Origin of the sequence: Kitasatospora sp. NPDC059812, from assembly GCF_042732075.1 — a bacterium.
Classification (GTDB): Bacteria; Actinomycetota; Actinomycetes; order Streptomycetales; family Streptomycetaceae; genus Kitasatospora.
On sequence record NZ_JBHWIO010000028.1, the window covers coordinates 1 to 19,054 of the forward strand.

General features: G+C 72.9%; 19 protein-coding genes. 10 read left to right on the top strand and 9 right to left on the bottom strand.

What is annotated here, in order from left to right; genetic code table 11:
- Positions 1–48 precede the first annotated feature (48 nt).
- Positions 49–333: an IS3 family transposase gene (locus ACFV6D_RS16440; RefSeq protein WP_380560323.1), complete on the top strand. Its 285-nt coding sequence runs from the start codon at positions 49–51 to the stop codon at positions 331–333.
- Between the two features lie 581 nt (positions 334–914).
- On the opposite strand, the gene ACFV6D_RS16445 is transcribed toward ACFV6D_RS16440, so the two are convergent.
- Positions 915–1,496 (bottom strand): DUF2269 domain-containing protein, encoded by a 582-nt coding sequence (locus tag ACFV6D_RS16445; RefSeq protein ID WP_380560262.1) that lies wholly within the window; start codon positions 1,494–1,496, stop codon positions 915–917.
- A gap of 98 nt (positions 1,497–1,594) precedes the next feature.
- On the bottom strand, positions 1,595–2,368 hold the full coding sequence (locus ACFV6D_RS16450) for an SDR family NAD(P)-dependent oxidoreductase (protein WP_063349923.1): 774 nt from the start codon (positions 2,366–2,368) through the stop codon (positions 1,595–1,597).
- A 551-nt stretch (positions 2,369–2,919) separates the two neighbouring features.
- On the opposite strand from ACFV6D_RS16450, the gene ACFV6D_RS16455 reads away from it, so the two are divergent.
- The 3 genes from ACFV6D_RS16455 to ACFV6D_RS16465 are packed head-to-tail and all read left to right on the top strand — an operon-like array spanning position 2,920 to position 5,533.
- A complete protein-coding gene (locus ACFV6D_RS16455) occupies positions 2,920–3,660 on the top strand; it encodes a hypothetical protein (RefSeq protein ID WP_380424561.1) in 741 nt (246 codons plus the stop codon).
- 35 nt (positions 3,661–3,695) lie between these two features.
- A complete protein-coding gene (locus ACFV6D_RS16460) occupies positions 3,696–4,874 on the top strand; it encodes a sensor histidine kinase (RefSeq protein WP_380560264.1) in 1,179 nt (392 codons plus the stop codon).
- Positions 4,871–5,533: a response regulator gene (locus ACFV6D_RS16465; protein ID WP_380337096.1), complete on the top strand. Its 663-nt coding sequence runs from the start codon at positions 4,871–4,873 to the stop codon at positions 5,531–5,533. The genes ACFV6D_RS16460 and ACFV6D_RS16465 overlap by 4 nt, the downstream gene beginning before the upstream one ends.
- Before the next feature lie 135 nt (positions 5,534–5,668).
- On the opposite strand, the gene ACFV6D_RS16470 is transcribed toward ACFV6D_RS16465, so the two are convergent.
- From ACFV6D_RS16470 to ACFV6D_RS16480, 3 genes are read right to left on the bottom strand one after another with little or no spacing between them, the layout of a single operon-like run.
- Positions 5,669–6,415: a hypothetical protein gene (locus ACFV6D_RS16470; protein ID WP_380560266.1), complete on the bottom strand. Its 747-nt coding sequence runs from the start codon at positions 6,413–6,415 to the stop codon at positions 5,669–5,671.
- A gap of 23 nt (positions 6,416–6,438) precedes the next feature.
- Positions 6,439–7,194, bottom strand: a complete 756-nt coding sequence (locus ACFV6D_RS16475) for a hypothetical protein (protein WP_380560268.1) — start codon at positions 7,192–7,194, stop codon at positions 6,439–6,441.
- Positions 7,191–8,129: an ABC transporter ATP-binding protein gene (locus tag ACFV6D_RS16480; RefSeq protein ID WP_380560270.1), complete on the bottom strand. Its 939-nt coding sequence runs from the start codon at positions 8,127–8,129 to the stop codon at positions 7,191–7,193. The genes ACFV6D_RS16475 and ACFV6D_RS16480 overlap by 4 nt, the downstream gene beginning before the upstream one ends.
- A gap of 177 nt (positions 8,130–8,306) precedes the next feature.
- Between ACFV6D_RS16480 and ACFV6D_RS16485 the strand changes: the two genes are divergently transcribed.
- Together ACFV6D_RS16485 and ACFV6D_RS16490 are read left to right on the top strand one after the other, a co-directional pair.
- Positions 8,307–9,518, top strand: a complete 1,212-nt coding sequence (locus tag ACFV6D_RS16485) for a sensor histidine kinase (protein ID WP_380560271.1) — start codon at positions 8,307–8,309, stop codon at positions 9,516–9,518.
- 44 nt (positions 9,519–9,562) lie between these two features.
- A complete protein-coding gene (locus tag ACFV6D_RS16490; RefSeq protein WP_380560325.1) occupies positions 9,563–10,222 on the top strand; it encodes a response regulator in 660 nt (219 codons plus the stop codon).
- Positions 10,223–10,316: 94 nt separating this feature from the next.
- On the opposite strand, the gene ACFV6D_RS16495 is transcribed toward ACFV6D_RS16490, so the two are convergent.
- The 3 genes from ACFV6D_RS16495 to modA form a co-directional block, all read right to left on the bottom strand.
- Positions 10,317–11,447 (bottom strand): ABC transporter ATP-binding protein, encoded by a 1,131-nt coding sequence (locus ACFV6D_RS16495; protein WP_380560273.1) that lies wholly within the window; start codon positions 11,445–11,447, stop codon positions 10,317–10,319.
- 64 nt (positions 11,448–11,511) lie between these two features.
- Positions 11,512–12,333 (bottom strand): ABC transporter permease, encoded by an 822-nt coding sequence (locus tag ACFV6D_RS16500; RefSeq protein WP_380337236.1) that lies wholly within the window; start codon positions 12,331–12,333, stop codon positions 11,512–11,514.
- A gap of 71 nt (positions 12,334–12,404) precedes the next feature.
- The gene (gene modA, locus ACFV6D_RS16505; RefSeq protein WP_380560275.1) at positions 12,405–13,259 is read right to left on the bottom strand and encodes a molybdate ABC transporter substrate-binding protein; all 855 of its coding nucleotides are present in this window, start codon (positions 13,257–13,259) and stop codon (positions 12,405–12,407) included.
- Between the two features lie 408 nt (positions 13,260–13,667).
- On the opposite strand from modA, the gene ACFV6D_RS16510 reads away from it, so the two are divergent.
- On the top strand, positions 13,668–14,735 hold the full coding sequence (locus ACFV6D_RS16510) for an RNA ligase (ATP) (RefSeq protein WP_380560277.1): 1,068 nt from the start codon (positions 13,668–13,670) through the stop codon (positions 14,733–14,735).
- Between the two features lie 133 nt (positions 14,736–14,868).
- The gene (locus tag ACFV6D_RS16515; RefSeq protein WP_380560278.1) at positions 14,869–16,266 is read left to right on the top strand and encodes a cytochrome P450; all 1,398 of its coding nucleotides are present in this window, start codon (positions 14,869–14,871) and stop codon (positions 16,264–16,266) included.
- Between the two features lie 194 nt (positions 16,267–16,460).
- Here the strand turns inward: ACFV6D_RS16515 and ACFV6D_RS16520 are convergent, their stop codons facing one another.
- Positions 16,461–16,841, bottom strand: coding sequence for a hypothetical protein (locus ACFV6D_RS16520; protein ID WP_380490418.1), 381 nt, complete (start codon positions 16,839–16,841; stop codon positions 16,461–16,463).
- Positions 16,842–17,012: 171 nt separating this feature from the next.
- Here ACFV6D_RS16520 and ACFV6D_RS16525 point away from each other — a divergent pair, with 171 nt between their 5' ends.
- The gene (locus ACFV6D_RS16525) at positions 17,013–17,789 is read left to right on the top strand and encodes an RNA polymerase sigma factor (protein WP_380560280.1); all 777 of its coding nucleotides are present in this window, start codon (positions 17,013–17,015) and stop codon (positions 17,787–17,789) included.
- Positions 17,790–17,834: 45 nt separating this feature from the next.
- Positions 17,835–18,800, top strand: a complete 966-nt coding sequence (locus tag ACFV6D_RS16530) for a hypothetical protein (RefSeq protein WP_063349937.1) — start codon at positions 17,835–17,837, stop codon at positions 18,798–18,800.
- Positions 18,801–19,054: the final 254 nt, after the last annotated feature.

Consider the following 19,054-nt stretch of genomic DNA (forward strand, 5'->3'; position numbering starts at 1 on the left):
TGCCAGTACACATCCATCAAACTCACAACCCGCCTGCTGAAGGCGGGAATCGAGCCAAGCATGGGAACCGTCGGCGACTCGTTCGACAACGCCCTCGCGGAGAACTTCTGGAGCGTGCTGAAGACCGAGTGCGTGCGCCGCACGACCTTCGCGGCCCGCACGGACGCCGACCTCGCACTGTTCGCCTACATCGACGGCTGGTACAACACCCGCCGCATCCAGAAACGACTCGGCTGGCTCAGCCCGGACGAGTACGAGGCAAAGTACTACGCCGACCAGGCGACGGCCGAACCGGTGGCCGTCGCACCACCCACACCTGCCCTGACCAGGTAATCACCACCTCCCGCACAACGGGGGAAGCTCAGGGCGAGTGTCGGCGGCGGTTGAACGCGTCGCCGAGACCAGCCGGTATCCAGTTGGCCGCACCGATGGTTCGTCGGCACGTACCCCCGGCCGGTCTGGACCAGGCGGCCCCGGCCACGCGCGGGCCCGTTCGGTTTGGTGGTCGGGGCGGCCTGAGCTGCAGGCCCGGGGGCCGCCGAAGCGACCCAGGTGGTTGAACGCGATCTGCGGTGCTGCGAGGCCCTCCAGCGCCAGGTGCGTGCTGGGGTCCATGGGCCTGAGCGGGCCGTCGCCGAGATCGCGACCGGTGCGGTTCGGGTGCAGGACCCAGGTACAGGGAGATCGCGCTGGGTAGTTGCACAGTGATCGCGGACCACCCGGCGCTGCGGGGACTGCTGAGGTCTGAGGTCTGACGTCCGGGAGCCGACAGCTGGCGTCTGGCGTTTGACGGCAGACGGATAACAGCGAACAGCTGACAGATTTCGAAATCTGCCAGCTGTTCGCTTGGAGCGGCGTGTTCGCGCGGCATGGCTTTCTACCGCGGCATCCAGCGAGCTCGGCCCTGCCTTGGCTCACCCGCCACTGGGCCGTGACCGGGCATGGCGGCGTCCCGACGGTTTGGCGACGGAGAGCACGACGTTGGCGACGTACACCGACAGCGCGACGATCGGGATGATCACCAGGCTGTAGCGGGTGAATCCGAGGTGCATGTCCGCGATGGTGCCGGTGGGGTGCTGGTCCACCAGGTGGGCCGCTTCGTGCAGCCGGGCGGTGAGTTCGAAGATCGAGGCGGCGGTGGCGGCCAGGGTGAGCCAGAACTTGACGGCAACCCAGCGGTACCTGAACAGGCGCCAGGGGGTGCCGAGCGCGAGGAGCAGGCCGGTCAGCAGGGAGAGCAGGCTCAGCGGGAGGACCAGCGCGTCGCCGAGGAGCGGCATCGTCCGGTAGGCGCTGCGCAGGGTCTCCGCGCTGTCCGTCAGCAGCCCTGTCGCGCCGAGTGTGAGCAGGCAGAGCATCAGGCCCAGCCAGCTGATCGAGCTGATGATGTGCACGACCACCGCGCTCTTGCGGGCAGTCGGTGAGAGGCGGAAGTTCTTGGGCTGCCGGGTGCCCGGATGGGGCGTTGCCACGGAGGACGCGGCGGGGGTGGTCATACGGGGTCCTTCGGGAGGCGACGGGGGAGGGGGCCTGCGTCAGGCTCTCGTGGCGAGCGCCGTGGTCGCCGGCCTGTGGCTGCGGCCGGCCACCGGCGTCAGAGCATGATGCGCCCGCCGGCCACGTCGATCGTCTGGCCGGTCAGCCAGGACGACGACTCGGACGCGAGGAAGAGCGCGGCGTGAGCGACATCGGCGGGCACTCCTGCGCGGCCCAGCGGGAACTGCCTGACGATCAGCGGGAGCTTTTCGGCGGGTATGCGCTCCTGCTGGCTCTCCGTCATGATGAGGGACGGAGCGAGGCAGTTGACCCGCACGCCGTGCCGGCCCACCTCCTGCGCGACCTGGCGGGTGAACATCAGCACGCCTGCCTTGGCCGCCGCGTAGGAGGCGGCGGCACCGCCGGGAAGCCGCCCGGCGGTGGACGCCATGGTGATGATCGAGCCGCCGCCGCGCTCGATCATGCCGGGCAGGAAGGTCTGCACGGCCAGGAAGGTGGTGGTCAGGTTCAGGTCGACCACCGAGTGCCAGTGCTCCAGGCTCATCTGCTCGATCGGCACCGGGTCGCCGCCTCCGCCGACGAACGCGCAGAGCACTTCGATCGGACCGACGGACTGCTCTGCCTGTGCACGCAGCCGTACGAGGTCGGCGGGATCGGTGCAGTCGGCCGTCATCGCGACCGCCGTTCCGCCTGCCGCGCGGATCTCGCCGACCGTCCGGTCGACGGCACTCCGGTCGCGGCCGACAACGGCTGCCTTGACACCGTTGGCGGACAGGGCTTTTGCCGTCTCGGCTCCGATGCCCCGGGAACCTCCGGTGACGAGGGCGGCCTTACCCGCGAGATCGGGATAGGTGGGCAGTGGCGTGGTCATCAGTGTGGCTCCGTGGATTCTCGGTTGACGGTGAGTCGGCCGACGGGCGGCGTGGTCTCGTCAGGCATGGGAGGGGACGGTGGCGTCATCGGCTTCGGCCGGGCGTCGTGCCGGGTCGAGGGCCCTAGCGGCCGGCGCGTCGCCCCGGACTGATCCGCCGATGCGGGCACCTGCCGCCCGTGCCGACCCCAGGAATCCTCGTCGCCGCGCCCGCACGCCGTCGTCGCCCGAGCGGCGACCGTCGGGATACTCCCGCTGTCGTAGCGTTGCGTTTTGGTGGTACGACGCTGGGCGGAGGCTGAAGTGCCGGGCTCAGACCAGTTGCTGACACAGAACAAGGACAGTGCTCTCCCGGCGGCCGAGCCCTTGGCGCGACCCGCGGCTGAAGCACCAGGCCCGTGTGAGGGCGGCCGGTGATCCGGTACCTGCGCGGGCGTACGGCGGAAGCCTTCCTCCGGAGGACGCCCCGGCGCGGCCGGTGCGGTGAACTGAACCGCGCCGGACGTGGGCCTTCCAACCGGCGCCCGTCCCTTGCCTGGAGGCTGTCGACCTTGTCGTCCTTCACCTCGCCCCGTCGGTCGTCCGCGGGAGCGCTCAGCGGCATCCTGTACGTGCTCCTCTTCGTGGCCGGCCTCGTCATCAGCGGCATCACCGCGCCCTCCGGGCCGTTCGCCACCCCGTACTCCAGCGACGACGTGGTGCGCAAGTACCTGCTCGCCGATCCGGCGGCGCTGCACCGCTCGCTTCAGGTGGGAGCCCTGTTCCAACTGCTCTCGGCGCTGGCGCTGCTGGCGTTCGTCCCCTGGCTCACAGAGTTCGTGGGCCGCCACGGCACCCCGGTGCGGGCGGGTGTGGTCCGGGCGGCGGGCGGTGCGTCCGGGGTCCTGCTGGTGCTGTCCGCGAGCGTGGGTTGGGTCCTGTCGCTGCTGGGCACCGCCGCGGACCTGCCGGTGTCCCGCGCCCTCATGGACCTCGCCTTCATCACCGGCGCTGCGCCCGCGATCGGCACGCTCGGCGTGGTCCTGTGGCAGGTGTCGCGCACCGCGCTGGTGAGCCGGGCGCTGCCCGCCTGGGTGGCCTGGTCCGGACTGGCCCTGTCCGCCGCGAGCATGTTGTCCCTGCTCTCGCTGGTCGCCGAGCCGGCCACGCTGCTGATCCCGGTCGGACGTTACGTCGGCTTCCTCTGGTTCGTCGCGGTGAGCCTGACGCTGTGGCGTCGGGACGGCGGCACCCCCTCCACGGGCCGGTCGGGTACTACGGTGGGAGTAGCTGCACCCGCACCCGCGAGCTGATGCCCGGGTGTGGCGCGCCGAACTAGCCTTCCGGCATGAACGAGTTACGCCCGTCGTGGAAGCCGCCGTGGAACCGATCCGGCCGGGCGAGCCTGCCCGTGCTCTCGTCGCTGGCCGTCGCCTGCTTCCAAGTGGCGGGCACGGTCGGTGCAGGACAGCGGCAGCCCGACCGCGTCCAGCTCGACGCCCTCGGCTACGTGCTGCTCCTGCTCGGCCCCGCCGCGCTGCTGCTGCGTCGCCGCCACCCGGCGGCGGTCATGGTCGGCACCACAGCGGTCACCATCGGCTACCTGTTCGCCGGGTACCCGTACGGCCCGGTCTTCGTCAGCCTTGGTGTGGCGTTCTTCGTCGCGGTCCAGTGCGGGCAGCGGCGGGCGGCCTGGGCCTGCGGCGGCGCCTTCTACGTCGGTCAGCTGCTGATGAGCTACGCGATTCCGTACGACTGGCTGCGGGCCAAGAGCTGGCAGGCCAACGCCTGGCAGGAGTTGGGCGTCGCGGCGGTGCTGCTGCTCATCGCGACCGGTGCGGAACTGGCCCGGGTCCGCCGCGAGCAGTTCGCCGCCGCCGGAGCCGCCGCGGAGGAGGCACAGCGGCGCCGCGTCGACGAGGAGCGGCTGCGGATGGCCCGCGAGCTGCACGACATCCTGGCGCACAGCATCTCGTTGATCCACGTCCAGGCCGGGGTGGCGCTCGAACTCATCGACACCCGCCCGGAACAGGCCAGAAGCGCCCTGGCGACGATCAAGGCCGCCAGCAAGGAGGCCCTGGGCGAGGTCCGGCAGGTCCTCGGCACGCTGCGCGGACCGGGGGCCACCGCGCCGCGCACCCCCGCCCCCGGCCTGGACCGGCTGGACGAACTGGTCGACCAGGCCGGCCGGGCAGGCCTGACCGTCAGCGTCCGTTCCGAGGGCATCCCCGGCGAGGCGCCGACCGCCGTCCAGCGGGCCGCCTTCCGGATCGTCCAGGAAGCCCTGACCAATGTGATCCGCCACTCCGCGGCCCGGACGGCCACCGTGCTGCTCTCCCGGACGGCCGACGGCCTCACCGTGCAGATCGACGACCCGGGCCCGGTGGGCGGCGGCGACGCGGGCGGCTCGGGAGCCGGACTGATCGGGATGCGGGAGCGGGTCGCCACCTTCGGGGGCACCCTGGAGGCGGGCCCGTGCGACGCGGGCTTCCGAGTCCGGGCCCGCCTGACGAGAGGTGACTGGTGATCAGGGTGCTGCTGGTGGATGACCAGATGCTGGTCCGGGCCGGGTTCCGGGCGTTGCTCGACGCCCAGCCCGACGTCGAGGTGGTCGGCGAGGCCGGCGACGGCGAGCAAGCCCTGTGCCTCGCCGTCGAGCTGCGTCCCGACGTGGTGCTGATGGACATCCGGATGCCCCGCCTCGACGGTCTGGAGGCCACCCGGCGGATCGGGGCCGACCCGGAACTCGACGGGGTGCGGGTGGTCGTACTGACCACCTTCGAGCTCGACGAGTACGTCTTCGAGGCGTTGCGGTCCGGCGCGGCAGGGTTCCTCGTCAAGGACGCCGAGCCGGCCGAACTGCTCCGGGCGGTCCGGGTCGCTGCCGCAGGCGACGCGTTGCTCTCGCCGGGCGTCACCCGGCGCCTGATCGGAGAGTTCGCCGCCCGCTCGAAGGAGCCGCGGGCGGTCGGCCTTGAGATGCTCACCGAACGCGAACGCGAGGTGCTTGCCCTGGTCGGGCTCGGGCTCTCCAACGAGGACATCGCCCGCCGCCTGGTGGTCAGCCCGCTGACCGCCAAGACGCATGTCAGCCGCGCCATGGTCAAGCTCGGCGTCCGCGACCGCGCCCAACTGGTCGTCCTCGCCTACGAATCCGGCCTGGTCCGCCCCGGCTGGCTCGGGTGACGGGCGACGGGTGACAGATGACAGCGAACAGATAACAGATAACAGATTTCGAAATCTGTTATCTGTTTGCTGTTACTTGTTTGCTGTCATCTGTTTGTTGTCATCGGTTACCGGCCCGCCGCCCGCCGTCGGGCGCTACCCGCCGGAAGCCTGGTGCCGCCGGATCGCCCGCAGCCCGCCGTAGGCGGCAGCAGCCGTCCAGAGGGCCATGATCAGCAGTCCGGTCCAGTGGCCGTAGTGGATGCCGGCCTCGGTCCGGGTGTGCGTCGCGTACAGGCCGGCCCGGTCGGGCAGGAACTGGCCGGCCTCGCGGATGCCGGGGATGGCCGCCAGCCAGGTGGTGCCGAGGAACACCATCGGGCCGAGCAGGCCGAGCGCGGCGCTGAAGTTGCCCAGCATCGTGGTCAGTCCGAGGCAGAGCAGTACCAGCAGCGGGTGGTAGAGCACGCCGGCCACGAAGCTGCGGGCCAGGCCGGGGGTCGACCAGTCCAGTCCGACGGTGGCGTCGACGGCCAGGAACGAGCCCGCCGTCGACGCCAGCCCGAGCAGCAGGCCCAGCCCGGCGCCGAGCGTGAGCTTGGCGCCGTACAGCCGCGCGCGCCGGGGGACGGCGATGAACGAGGTGCTGATCATGCGGGTGTTGAACTCCTGCCCGATCAGCAGGATCCCGAGGCAGGCCACGGCCACGTGCCCGAAGAGCAGCCCGTAGTAGATCCCGTTGGCCGGGTCCGTGTCGGGGGCCACGGTCTTGGGGTCGGAGGCGGCGCTGACGGCCGCGGTGACCCCGACGGTCAGGACCAGGGCGACCAGCGGGGCGGCCCACTGGGAGGGCAGGGTGGTGAACTTGATCCGTTCGGCGCGCAGGGCGTGGGCCGCGCTCATTGTCATCTTCCCTTCGTTCGTGGTCACTTGGCGCGCCGCAGGGCGAGCAGGCCGCCGTAGGCCGCGGCGCCGGCCCACAGGGCCATGATCAGCAGTCCGGTCCAGTGCCCGTACGAGACCTGCGGGTCGTCGGCGTAGTGCAGTGCGTACTGGCCGGCCCGGTCGGGCAGGAACTGGGCCACCTGCCGCACCCCGGCCACGCCGCCGAGCAGCGGCGAGAGCAGGAAGACGACCGGTACCAGCAGTCCCATGGCGGCGGTGAGGTTGCCGAGCAGCGCGGTCGCCCCGAGGCAGAACACCACCAGCAGCACCGGGTAGAGCGCGCCGGCGGTGGCGCTGCGGACGAAGGCGGGGCCGTCCCAGTCGCCGGGGACGGTGGCCGCGTACCCGGCGAAGGCGCCCGCCGTGCCCGCCGCGCCGACGCCGAGGCCGACCAGTGCGCCGAGCGTGAGCTTGGCGCCGTACAGCCGTCCGCGCCGGGGGACGGCGGTCAGCGAGACGTCGATCATGCGGGTGTTGAACTCCTGGCCGATCAGCAGGACCGCGAAGCAGACCAGCGCGGCCTGGCCGAAGTTGAGCCCGTAGAAGACGCCCACGCCGGGGTCGTCGGTGAGGTTGTGCTCCGAGCCGCCGAGGGCCGCACCGATCGCCGTGGTGGTGCCCACGGTGAGCGCGAAGGCGAGCAGCGGGGTGATCCAGAGCGAGTGGAGCGTGGTGAGCTTGATCCGTTCGGCGTTGAAGGCGCACAGGTGGTACCGGAGGGTCGAGCCGGGGTTCATGCGGTGGCCTCGGCGCGGTACTCGACGCTGTCGGCGGTCATCCGCATGAACGCCTCCTCCAGCGAGTCCTGTTGGACCGCGATCTCGTACAGGACCACGCCGTGTGCGGCGGCGAGCGCGGCGATCTGCTCGGGTTCGGCGCCGGTCACCTCCCAGGCGCCGCCGTCGGCCTCGGTCGCGGCGAGGTTGCCGGCGGCGTCCGACTGCTGGAGCAGGTCGCCGCCGAACAGGGCGGCGAGTTTGGCCGAGTTGACGGCCCGGACGCGGATCCTGGTCCGGCCGTGCTGGTCGATGAACTCGGCGGTGGCGGCGTCCGCGAGCAGCCGGCCACGGCCGATGACCACCAAGTGGTCGGCGGTGAGCGCCATTTCGGTCATCAGGTGGGACGACACCAGCACCGACCTGCCCTCGGCGGCCAGTTCGCGCAACAGGGTGCGGATCCAGCGGATGCCCTCCGGGTCGAGACCGTTGACCGGTTCGTCCAGCAGAAGCACCGGCGGGTCGCCGAGCAGCGCGGCGGCCACCCCGAGGCGCTGGCGCATGCCGAGGGAGAAGCCGCGGATCCGCCGTCCGGCGGCGTCGGTCAGGCCGACCTGGGCGAGCACCTCGTCCACCCGGCGCGGCGCCAGGCCGTTGCTCGCCGCGAGCCAGCGCAGGTGGCCGGCGGCGGTGCGGCCGCCGTGCAGGGCGTGGGCGTCCAGCAGGGCGCCCACCTGCCGCAGCGGCTGGGCGAGTTCGGCGTACCGGCGGCCGCCGACCAGGGCGCTTCCGGCGGTGGGGCGGTCCAGGCCGAGGATCAGGCGCATGGTGGTGCTCTTACCGGCGCCGTTCGGGCCGAGGAAGCCCGTCACCAGGCCGGGCCGGACCTCGAAGGACAGGTCGTCGACGACGCGCCGACCGTCGTACTCCTTGGTGAGGCCCTGGATCTCGATCACGGCCGCTCCCCTCTCGGTGCTCCGGTGCCGGGTCGTCCGGCTGGTGGTCACATTCGACCGGAGCGGGCCGTACCGGCGGATCCCGCCGGGGTCGGGAGCCGTCTCCCTCCCGGGAGGGAGACGGCGGCAGGCTCGCGGGGGAGCCAGGGCCGGCCGCTGAGCTGGCAGGATGGTGGAATGCCCAGGATCCTCGCGCCGCTGCTGGCCGGCGCCACGTACGCGCGCCTGCTGCACCTGCTGGTCGGGTGGATCTTCGCGGGCGTCATCCTGATGATCTACCCGGGGACGTACCACAAGGGCCTTGGCGAGATCGTGGTCGCGAGCGCCGCGGTGGACGTCACCCTGCTCGCCCTGGTCGCCCTCGTCCCCGCGACGCGGCGCGCCGAGGGGGTGCAGGCGCGGTTGCTGCTGCTGCCCGACCGCGAGGAGGACATCGCCGCCGAGTCCTCCCGCACCTGGGCGGACCGGCGGCGCACCGCCGGCTGGCTGATCGGGCGGGTCGTGCTCGGCTCGGTGGTGGGGTTCGCGACGGCCTTCGGCCTCACCAGCGGCTACGACCTGCTGACCGGACCGGACTCGTTCTGGTACCTCCCGCTCGCCCCGGTGCTGGTGGTCGGCTACGGCTGGCTGGTGGTGTCCGCCGGTCGCCTCCAACTCGCCATGGCCGTAAGGCTGCTGGGTCCTTCCCCGGCGGAGCGGCTGGCGGAGGCGGAGCTGCGGGCCGAACGGCTCCTGGAACGCAACAGGTTGGCCCGCGAGCTGCACGATTCCATCGGCCACGCACTGACGGTGACGGTCCTTCAGGCGGGTGCCGCACGGGAGGTCGGGGACCAGGTGTTCACCGCCAAGGCGCTCGAAGTCATCGAGGAGACCGGCCGCCGGGCCATGGAGGACCTCGAACGCACCCTCGTCCTGCTCCGCGAGACGCCGGAGGGCGCGACCGGCAGCGGAACGGCCACCGAACAGCCCGGCGTCGACCAGCTGCCCGCACTGTTCGACACCGCCCGGTCGGCCGGGAGCCCGGTCGAGGCGCGGATCGAGGTGTCGGCGGGGGCGCTGCCCGGGGTGCTCTCCCGCGAGTCCTACCGGATCGTCCAGGAGGGTGTCACCAACGCGCTCAAGTACGCGCCCGGCGAGCCGGTCAGTGTCCGGATCGCCGTTCAGGGAGGGCAGTTGGAGCTGCGCTGCGCCAATCGCTCGGCGGTCGGCGGAGCCCCGGCGCGCCTGGCGGGCGGCGCGGTGGGCAAGGGCGGCAAGGGCGGCAAGGGGCTGCGCGGCATCCGGGAACGCGCCACGCTGCTCGGCGGGGAGGCCACCGCCGGGGTGTCGGGCGACGGGGGCGGGGAGTGGGTGCTCGCCGTCCGGCTGCCCCTACGCTTGGGCTCGTGACGAACGATCCTGTGGGCGACGGACCGGCGAGGGGCGCCGCCGGGATGATCGACATCCTGCTCGCCGACGACGAGGAACTGGTCCGGGCCGGGATGCGGGCCGTCCTGGAGGCGCAGGGGGACCTGCGGGTGGTCGGTGAGGCCGCCGACGGCGCCGACGCGGTGGCGCTGGCCCGCACGCTGCGCCCGCACGTCGTCCTGATGGACGTCCGGATGCCGGTGCTGGACGGCCTGGAGGCGACCCGCGAGCTCCTGCGCCCCGGCGCGCCGGGGGAGCAGCCGCCGAAGATCCTGGTCGTCACCACCTTCGAGAGCGACGACTACGTCTACCAGGCGCTGCGCGCGGGCGCCGACGGCTTCCTGCTGAAGCGCTCCCGGGCGGCCGAGATCGCGCACGCGGTACGGCTGGTGGCGGCGGGCGGGTCGCTGCTGTTCCCGGCCGCGATCCGCCGCCTCGCGGCCGGCCACGGCAATCCCGCCGCCCGCGCGACCATGGAGCGGGCGGCGCTGACCGAGCGCGAGGCGCAGGTGCTGCGGCTGGTCGCGCGCGGCCTCAGCAACGGGGAGATCGCCGAGCTGCTGTTCCTCGGCGTGCAGACGGTGAAGACCCACGTCAGCAGTGTGCTGGCGAAGCTCGGGGCGCGGGACCGCACCCAGGCGGTGATCGCCGCGTACGAGTCGGGCTTCGTCGAGCCGTCGGAGTAGCGCACAGCGCGGCGGGCAGGAGTGGCGTACCGGGCCTGAGCGGCGTAGCGGGCAGGAGCTCGGCGGGGACGCGGGCGGCCCGGCGCTGTCGGGGTCAGGCCGGGTAGGCGTGGGTCTGGGTGGCCTTGACGGAGGCCCAGACCTCGGATCCGGGCGCCAGCCCCAGCTCGGCGACGGCGGCCGGGGTGAGGTCGGCGGCCATCGGCAGTTCGCCCGCGAGGTCGGCGCGTACCTGGTCGCCGTGCAGGTCCAGGCCGGTGACCTCGGCCTTCCACACGTTGCGCGCGCTGGACTGGGGCCGTTCGCGGTGCAGGGTCACGGCGGACGGCGGGAAGGCGACGAAGGCCGGGCCGGACAGCTCCTCGGTGGTGGCCAGGACCGTGCCGGCCGTGAGCGTGACCTGGTGGCCCTCGGCCACGCCCTGGTACAGGTTCAGTCCGACCAGGCGCGCGATGTAGTCGGTGCGCGGCCGCCGGGCGACCTCCGCCGGGCTGCCGGACTGCACCTCGTGCCCGCCCTCGATCACCACCAGCCGGTCGGCGAGCACCATCGCGTCCAGCGGGTCGTGCGTCACCAGCACCGCCACGGCCTCGAACTCGGCAAGATGGCGCCGCAGTTGGGCGCGCACGTCGAGCCGGGTGCGGGCGTCCAGGGCGGCCAGTGGCTCGTCCAGCAGCAGCAGCCGGGGGCGGACGGCCAGCGCCCGGGCCAGCGCCACCCGCTGGGCCTGGCCGCCGGAGAGGCTGCCGGGGCGTACGGAGGCGTGGTCGGCCAGGCCCATCCGCTCCAGCCAGCCGGCCGCCTCGGCCCGGGCGGCACGCTTGGGGCGGCCCTGGCAGCGCGGGCCGAAGGCGACGTTGTCGAGCGCGCTGAGGTGCGGGAAGAGCAGGTAGTCCTGGAACACCACGCCGACGGGACGTTCCTCGGCGGGGGTGTGCACGCGCTGCCCGGGCGCCTCCAACAGACGTCCGTCCAGGCGCAGGTGGCCGCCGGTGAGCGGGAGCAGCCCGGCGAGGGCGCGCAGGGCGGTGGACTTGCCGGCGCCGTTCGGGCCGAGCAGCGCGACCACCTCGCCGGGGGCGGCGGTGAGGGCGAGGTCGAGGGTGAACGCGGCGCGCTCCACCCGCAGCCGGGCGTCGAGGGCGGGTGCAGGCGCAGCCGCGGCGGTGGCGGTGGGGGCAGCGGGGTCAGCGGGGTCAGCGGGGTCGGTCGAGGAGGTGCTCATCGGGGCGGCGTCCAGGGGGTCGGGGCAGCGGTGGCCGGGTTCCGGCCCGGGGCTCGCAGGGCCGTCACGGGGTCGACATCCAGCGGTCGCGCAGGCCGACCAGGACCGCGACGGAGACCACCAGCAGGACCAGCGACAGCGCGATCGCCGCCTCGGGGTCCGATTCCATGGCGAGGTAGACGGCCAGTGGCATGGTCTGGGTGCGGCCCGGGAAGTTGCCCGCGAAGGTGATCGTGGCGCCGAACTCGCCGAGCGCCCGGGCCCAGGCGAGGACCGCCCCGGCGGCGATCCCCGGGGCGATCAGCGGCAGGGTCACCCGGCGGAACGCCGTCAGCCGGGAGGCGCCCAAGGTCGCGGCCGCCTCCTCGTAGCGGGGGTCGGCGGCGCGCAGCGCGCCCTCCACGCTGATCACCAGGAACGGCATCGCCACGAACGCCTCGGCGATCACCACCCCGGTCGTGGTGAACGGCAGCGTGATGCCGAAGGCCGAGTCCAGCCAGGAACCGACGATGCCGCGCCGCCCGAGGACCAGCAGCAGTGCCACGCCGCCGACCACCGGCGGCAGCACCAGCGGCAGGGTGACCAGGGCCCGGATCACCCGTCGGCCCGGCAGTTCGGTGCGGGCGAGCAGCCAGGCCAGTGGGACGCCGAGGACCAGCGAGACCGCCGTGGCCGCCGTCGCGCAGATCAGCGACAGGCGCAGGGCGTCCCAGACGGCGGCGCTGGTGAGCTGCTCGGACAGGCCGCTCCAAGGAGCCCGGACGAGCAGGCCGACCAGCGGCAGGATCAGGAACGCCAGCCCGAGTAGCGCCGGGAGCAGCAGCGTGACGGGGACGCGGTGGGTGCGCCGGCGCCGGCGTGGCAGGGCTTTCGCCGTTGCTGCCATGCCGGGCCCGGTGTCGGCGGTGCGTTCGGTGGTGCGCCCGGTGTCGCTGGTGCGCTTTGTGGTGCGGTCGCTCACGGCGCCTGGAAGCCCGCCGCGGTGAGCACCTGCTTGGCCTCGGGCGACTGGATGTACGCGACGAAGGCGGCGGCGCCGTCCTTGTTCGGGGCCTTGGCCAGGGCGGCGATCGGGTAGTCGTTCACGGCCTTGTCGGCCTCGGGGAAGTCCACGCTGTCGATCTTCCCGGCATCCGCCTTCACGTCGGTCTTGTACACGAGCGAGGCGTCGACCTCGCCGAGCTCGACCTTGGTCAGCGCGCCCTTGACGTCCTGCTCCAGGGTGACCGGGGTGAGGTTGACGTTGGCGGCCTTGAGCGCGGTCAGGGCGGCGGCGCCGCACGGCACCTCCTTTGCGCACAGCGCGACCTTCACGCCGGAGGCGGTGAGGTCGTTCAGGCCCGCGACGTGCTTGGGGTTGCCCTTGGGCACGGCGATGGTGAGCGTGTTCTTGACGAAGGTCTTCGGGTCGCCGCTCGCGCCGCCCGCGTCGGTCACGGTCTTCATGGTGGCCGGACTGGCGGCGGCGAACACGTCCGCCGGGGCGCCGGAGTTGATGCTGGTGGCGAGGCTGGAGCTGCCGCCGAAGTTGAACTTGACCTTGGCACCCGGGTTCGCGGCCTCGAACTTCTTGCCGAGGTCGGTGAACGTCTCCTTGAGCGAGGCGGCGGCGAAGACGGTGATGTCGCCGGTGGCCTTCGGGGCGGTGCCGCCACCGGCCGCCGACGAGGCCGAGGAACCCGGCGTCGAAGCGGGCGAGGAGCCGCCGGACTTGCCACCGCCGTCGCTGCCGCAGGCGGTGGCCCCGAGGCTGAGGACGAGGGCCGCCGCGGCGGCGACGGCGAGTCTGCGGGTGGTCGTACGGGTGCTCATCGGGGCTTCCCCTCCAGGGCTCGCGCCGGAAGGGGCGCGGGGTGAGGCCGCAGGTGCGGCCATTACGGTGATCATAGTGCCGCAAATGCGAGTGATAAGTCCTCTGTCGCTTCGCACAGGCGGGGTGTGGCGGGGGTCTCCGCCCGGCTGTGTGAAGGCTCAAACGTGTAGGGACGGCGCCGGGGCGGGAGTGCTGCGGGGGTCGGCGTGACGGCCGGTGTGAGGGGCCGCGCGAGGGGCCGAGTGAGGGTCGACGTGAGCATGGTGCCGGGGAAATTGCGTCGCGCAGGGGGCGGTCGGGCGGACAGAGTGGGGGCGATTCGTACAGCAGTCCGCACAGCGGCCCGTACAGCAGTCCGTACACACCGCCCGGGTCGAACGGCCCAGGAGGGGAGGAGGGGTCCGTCCATGTCCACGTTGCGCGTCACCGTCGAGAAGCTGGTCGTCCTGGAGCACCCGAACGCCGACGCGCTGGAGCTCGCGCAGGTCGGCCTCTACCGGGCGGTGGTCGCCAAGGGCAGGTACCGGACCGGCGACTACGCCGTCTACATCCCCGAACAGTCGGTCCTCCCGGCGGAGTTGATCGATGAGCTGGGCCTGACGGGCAAGCTGGCCGGCAGCAGGTCCGACCGGGTGAGGGCCGTCCGGCTGCGCGGTGAGCTGTCCCAGGGCATCGTCTGCCTGCCGACCGCGCTCGCCGGTACCGACCTGGCGGACGCCGCCGGGCGCGGCGAGGACTTCGCCGAGCTGCTCGGAGTCGTCAAGTGGCAGCCCCCGGTACCGACCTCCATGAACGGCGACGTGCTGAGCGCGCCCGACCTGCTGCCCTGGGTGGACATCGAGAACCTCAAGCGCTACCCCGACGTCTTCGAGCCCGGCGAGCCCGTGGTGCTGACCGAGAAGCTGCACGGCAGTTGCTGCCTGATGACGTACACCGCTGCCACCGGCGAGGTCCAGGTGTCGTCCAAGGGCATCGGGGCGCAGGGGCTCTCACTCGTCGAGGACGAGCGCAACCTGTACTGGCGGGCCGTGCGCGCGTACGACCTCCCCGCCGTGGCGGCCCGACTCGCCGAGCGGCTCGGCGCCGAGCGGGTCGGCGTCTTCGGCGAGGTCTTCGGGGCCGGTGTGCAGGACCTGACGTACGGCGCCTCCGGCCGTGCCGAACTGCCCGGCTACGCCGTGTTCGACGTATCGGCTTTGGTGGACGGGCAGCTGAGGTGGTACTCCGCCGCCGAACTGCTCGACGGCGAACTGCCGTTGGTGCCTGAACTGTGGCGCGGGCCGTTCGACCCGGAGGCGGTGCTGGCCTTCGCCCAGGGCGAGGAGACCGTCTCGGGGCGTGAACTCCACCTGCGCGAAGGCGTGGTGGTCCGGCCGGTGACGGAGCGCTGGAGCCTGGTGGTCGGCGGACGGGCGATCGCCAAGGTGGTCGGTGACGCCTACCTGACGCGCAAGGGCGGCACCGAGTACGAGTGATCCCCGTCCCGCCCCGTCGCGCCCTCCCGTGCGCTCCCGCGCGCTTTCGCTTCTTCGCGCGCGCCTTCGCGCCTTCCGTGACTGATGATTCGTCAGTTACGTTGATGGGTCGCCTGTGGAGAATGGAGTGCCGATGACCACCGCCACCGCCCTCATCCCCGGGCCGGCCGGAAACCCCCTGGTCGGGTCGCTGTTCGATCTCACCCGCCGCCCGCTGCGCACCTACCTCGCCGCCCACCGCGACCACGGGGACGTGGTCCGGTTCCGGGTCGGGCCGCCCGGGCTGCGGGTCGAGTTCTACGGGGTGTTCTCCCCGGAGGGTGTCCAGCAGGTGTTGGGCAGCGAGGCCGCCAACTTCCGCAAGGAGAACGCCTTCTACGACGAGCTGCGAAGCAGCGTCGGCAACGGACTGCTGACCAGCCAGGACGGCGACTACCAGCGCCAGCGCCGGCTGGTCCAGCCGCTGTTCACCCGCCGCCGGGTGGACGGCTACGCGGGCGCCGTCGCCCAGGAGGCGCGGGCGCTCACCGAGCGGTGGAACGCGATCCCGGTCGGGGGCGGGGGCGGGGTTGTGGACGCGGCGGAGGAGATGTCCCGGTTCGCACTGCGCGCCGTCGCCCGGATCCTGTTCGGCGCGGACGTCGAGGAGGCGGTGGCGGTGGTGGACCGCAGCTTCCCGGTGCTCGGTGAGTACGTCTGGGACCGGGGCTTCGCGGCGATTCGCATCCCGCGCACCTGGCCGACCCCCTCGAACCGGCGCGGCGCCGAGGCCCAGCGCGCCCTGTACGCGGTCTGCGACCGGATCATCGCCGAGCGGGCCGCGCGCGGCGACCTGGACGAGGACGCGGACGACCTGCTCACACTGCTCGGACGGGCCCGCGGCGAGGACGGGGAGCAACTCGACCCGGCCGAACTCCGGGACCAGGTACTGGTGTTCCTGCTCGCCGGGCACGAGACCACGGCCACCTCGCTGGCCTTCGCGCTGCACCTGCTGGCCACGCACCCCGAGCAGCGCAAGCTCGCCCAGCAGGAGGCGGAGACCGTGCTGGCCGGCCGGGAGCCGACCGCGGCGGACCTGGAGTCGCTGCCGTACATCACCCGGGTGCTGAAGGAGTCGATGCGGCTCTACCCGGCGGCGGCCCTGGTCGGGCGGAGGGCGGTCGCCGAGACGGTCATCGACGGGTACGTGATCCCGGCGGGTGCCCAGGTAGTCGTCTCGCCGCTGGTCACCCACCGGCACCCGGAGCACTGGCCGGACCCGGAACGCTTCGACCCCGACCGCTTCCTGCCCGAACAGGAGAAGGAGCGGCACCGCTACGCCTGGTACCCGTTCGGCGGCGGTCCGCGGGCGTGCATCGGGCAGCACTTCGCGATGCTGGAATCGGTGCTGAGCCTGGGCGTGCTGCTGCGGGACTTCGAGATGGAGGCGGTGGACGAGCGGGTGGCGCTCGCCCAGGGCATCACGCTCCGCGCGGCGAGCCCGATGCGGATCCGGGTGACGGCGCGGGGAGCCGCGGGGCTCGCCGGGTAACGGCTGACAGCCTGCAGCGTTCAGATTTCAGCGGACAGATAACAGAAGATGAAATCTGTTATCTGTCATCTGTTTGTTGCCATCTGTTCGCCGCCTCTCCGGGCATGCGACCGGCCGGCGCCCGCCGGGGTACGGACATGCAGCGGGGGCGCCGCCCCGGCGGGACGGCGCCCCTCATCGGTTCTGTCGGTGCCTCAGCCCCGGCTCTGGAACACGATCTTGGTCCAGCTGGAGCCCGGGCAGTTGCCCCAGACGTCCCAGGCCTGGGATCGGGCGCCGATCCACAGGCCGGTGGTGCTCGTGCCGTTGGCGCAGTAGGTGATGGTGCGCAGCTCGCCCGAGTAGACGTTGCAGTAGCCCACCCAGCGCCACCCGTAGTCTGCGGTGATGACGCAGTGGTAGGAGGCGGCGGCCACCTCGGGCGAGGCCCCGATGGCGCCGGCGGTGATGGTCTGGTCGGCGGCGGCGGCGGTGGGCGCGGCGGCGGCGGGCAGGGCGGTGGTGCCGAGCACGCCGAGGGCGGCTGCGGCGGCCATCCCGAACGTGGCGATCTTCCTGGCGATGCGACCTCGCATGGCGGTTTCTCCTCGCTCAACGGTACAGATCGGGCGGTGCGTCCCCGGCCGTCCGGATCCACGGGGTGAGTGAATTCCGGCTTCCTGTCCGGCTGATGACGTATTGCGCACGAATGACTGCGGACAGTGAGACGACGGCCTATGATGTGACCTGTGTCACAGGCTTTTTCGATGGGTCGTGACCTGCCCAACTGGGCTTTCGGAGTGCCGATTTCCGGGGAGAGCGGCATGGCGGAATGCGACGGTCGGTGTGGCGGCGGACGCGGGAGCGGGGGCGGGAAGGACTTCGGTCCGAGGCCCGCCGATCGTCAATCGGCCGATTTCAACCGGGTGTTCACGGAAATGCTGCCGAGGCTCCACCGGGCGGCCGTGTCGCTCACCGGCGGGCTCGCCGCCGGGGACGTGGTGCATGACGCGTATCTGCGGATCGCCCGCAGGCCGGAGCGGTTCCTGAGTCATCCGCAGCCCTACGCCTACGTGTTCACCACGATGGCGAACATCCTGCGCGACCAGTGGCGCCGGGAGCGGCGGAGGGTCGTGCTGCCCGATCCGTCCGAGACGGCCGAGCGGGAGCGGGACCGGCCGCCGGTCGAGTCGCCGTCGGGCGGGATGGTCGAGCTGCAGGCGCGCTGGGAGGTGCTCCGGCTGCTGGGCTGCCTGACCTCGAAGCAGGCCCGGGTGGTGGTGCTGGTGGATCTCGACGGCTACACCGTCGACGAGGCCGCCGAGCTGCTGGGCCTGCATCGCAGCACGCTGGCCGTCACCCGTCGCCGCGCCCACGGGAAGCTGCGCGCCGTCCTCGCGCGGGAGCGGGAACATGAGCGGGAGGGCGAGCGGGGCGATCGGCCGGGGCCCACCCCCGCAGCGGCGCCCGGCGCGGGGTCCGATGAGGGGCCCGGCGCAGGCCCTGGGGCGGCTCCCGAAGCGGCTCCCGACGCACCGAGCTGACGCTAAGTCAGCTGATGCGCCACCCCGGCCCGTACGCTGAAAATCGTGATCACGTACGAGGACCACCGCCTCCGCGCCCTGGCTGACGACGGCCGCTGGCCCGAACTGCTGACCGCCTACCGGCAGGGCCGGGCGGCAGCCGTGGAGCGCGCCGGGGAGGAGCCCGCGGCGGCGCTGACCGCGCCGCTCGGCCACCTGATCGCCTACTCGGCGCCGCCGGAGCTGTCCGTCCGGCTGTTCGACCGGGACGGCGGCCCGGGCACGGTCGCGGGGGTCGCCGACCATGACGCCGGTCCGCTCTGGGAGGTGCTGGCGACTCGGCATTCCTGGCTGCGGCTGGCTCCGCTGCTCGTCCCGGCCCCGGTGCGCCGACTGGTCGCGCAGACCAGGGTGCTGCTCGGCGAGGACCTCTCGTACGGGGCCGAACCCGACCCGGAGGGCATGCCGCTGCTGCTGGCGCCCTGGGAGACGGCCGGATGGGACGAGGGGGCTCGGGTGCGCCAGTACCTGCCCTGCGGGGGCGCGCGCAGTGCGCTGCTGACCCTGCCGGCCAGCCGGGAGGGTCTGGGCGAGGTGGTGCTGCCCGCGCCGGGCGTACGGCTGGGCGGGCAGCGGGCGACCCGGGCGCTGGCCGCGCTGGCGGACTGGGCGGAGGTGGTCTGCGTCCGGGGCCCGGCGCCGCAGGCGGCCGCCCAACTGGCCCGTAGTTCCCGCGTCACCGGCGGGTACCTGCCGTTCGCGCTGGTCTACCCGGCGCTCGTGCAGGCCGCAGTCGTGGACCGCGGGCGGGGCTCGGCGCACGGACGGCTGGCGCTCTGGCGGGCGCTGGTCGCGATGGCCGGCGCGGAGGGTACGGACGGGCCGGACCGGGCGGAGGTCGACGCGCTGGTGGCCCGGATGCGCTGCTTCATCTGGCACGAGCCGGCCGCCGGGCTGCGCCATCTGCACGTCGCGCTGGAGGACCCGGCCTGTGGCCTGGCCTGGGCGGTGAGCGGCTCCGAGGACCTGTGAGGACCTGAGAGGACCTGAGAGGGCCTGCGAGACTCCGTCAGGACCTGCGAGGTGAGGACCTGCGAGGTGAGGACCTGCGAGGACCTGCGAGGACCTGCGAGGACCCGCGAGAACCGGTGAGGGCCTGTGGCGAAGGCCCGCCGGACATGCGGAACCCCCCGGGGGGGGGGCGGGTTGGGGGGGGGGTGGGTGGTGGTGGGGGGGGGGTTGTTTGTGTGGGGAAGGGGGGGGGGGGGCGGGGGGCGCAGAGACGG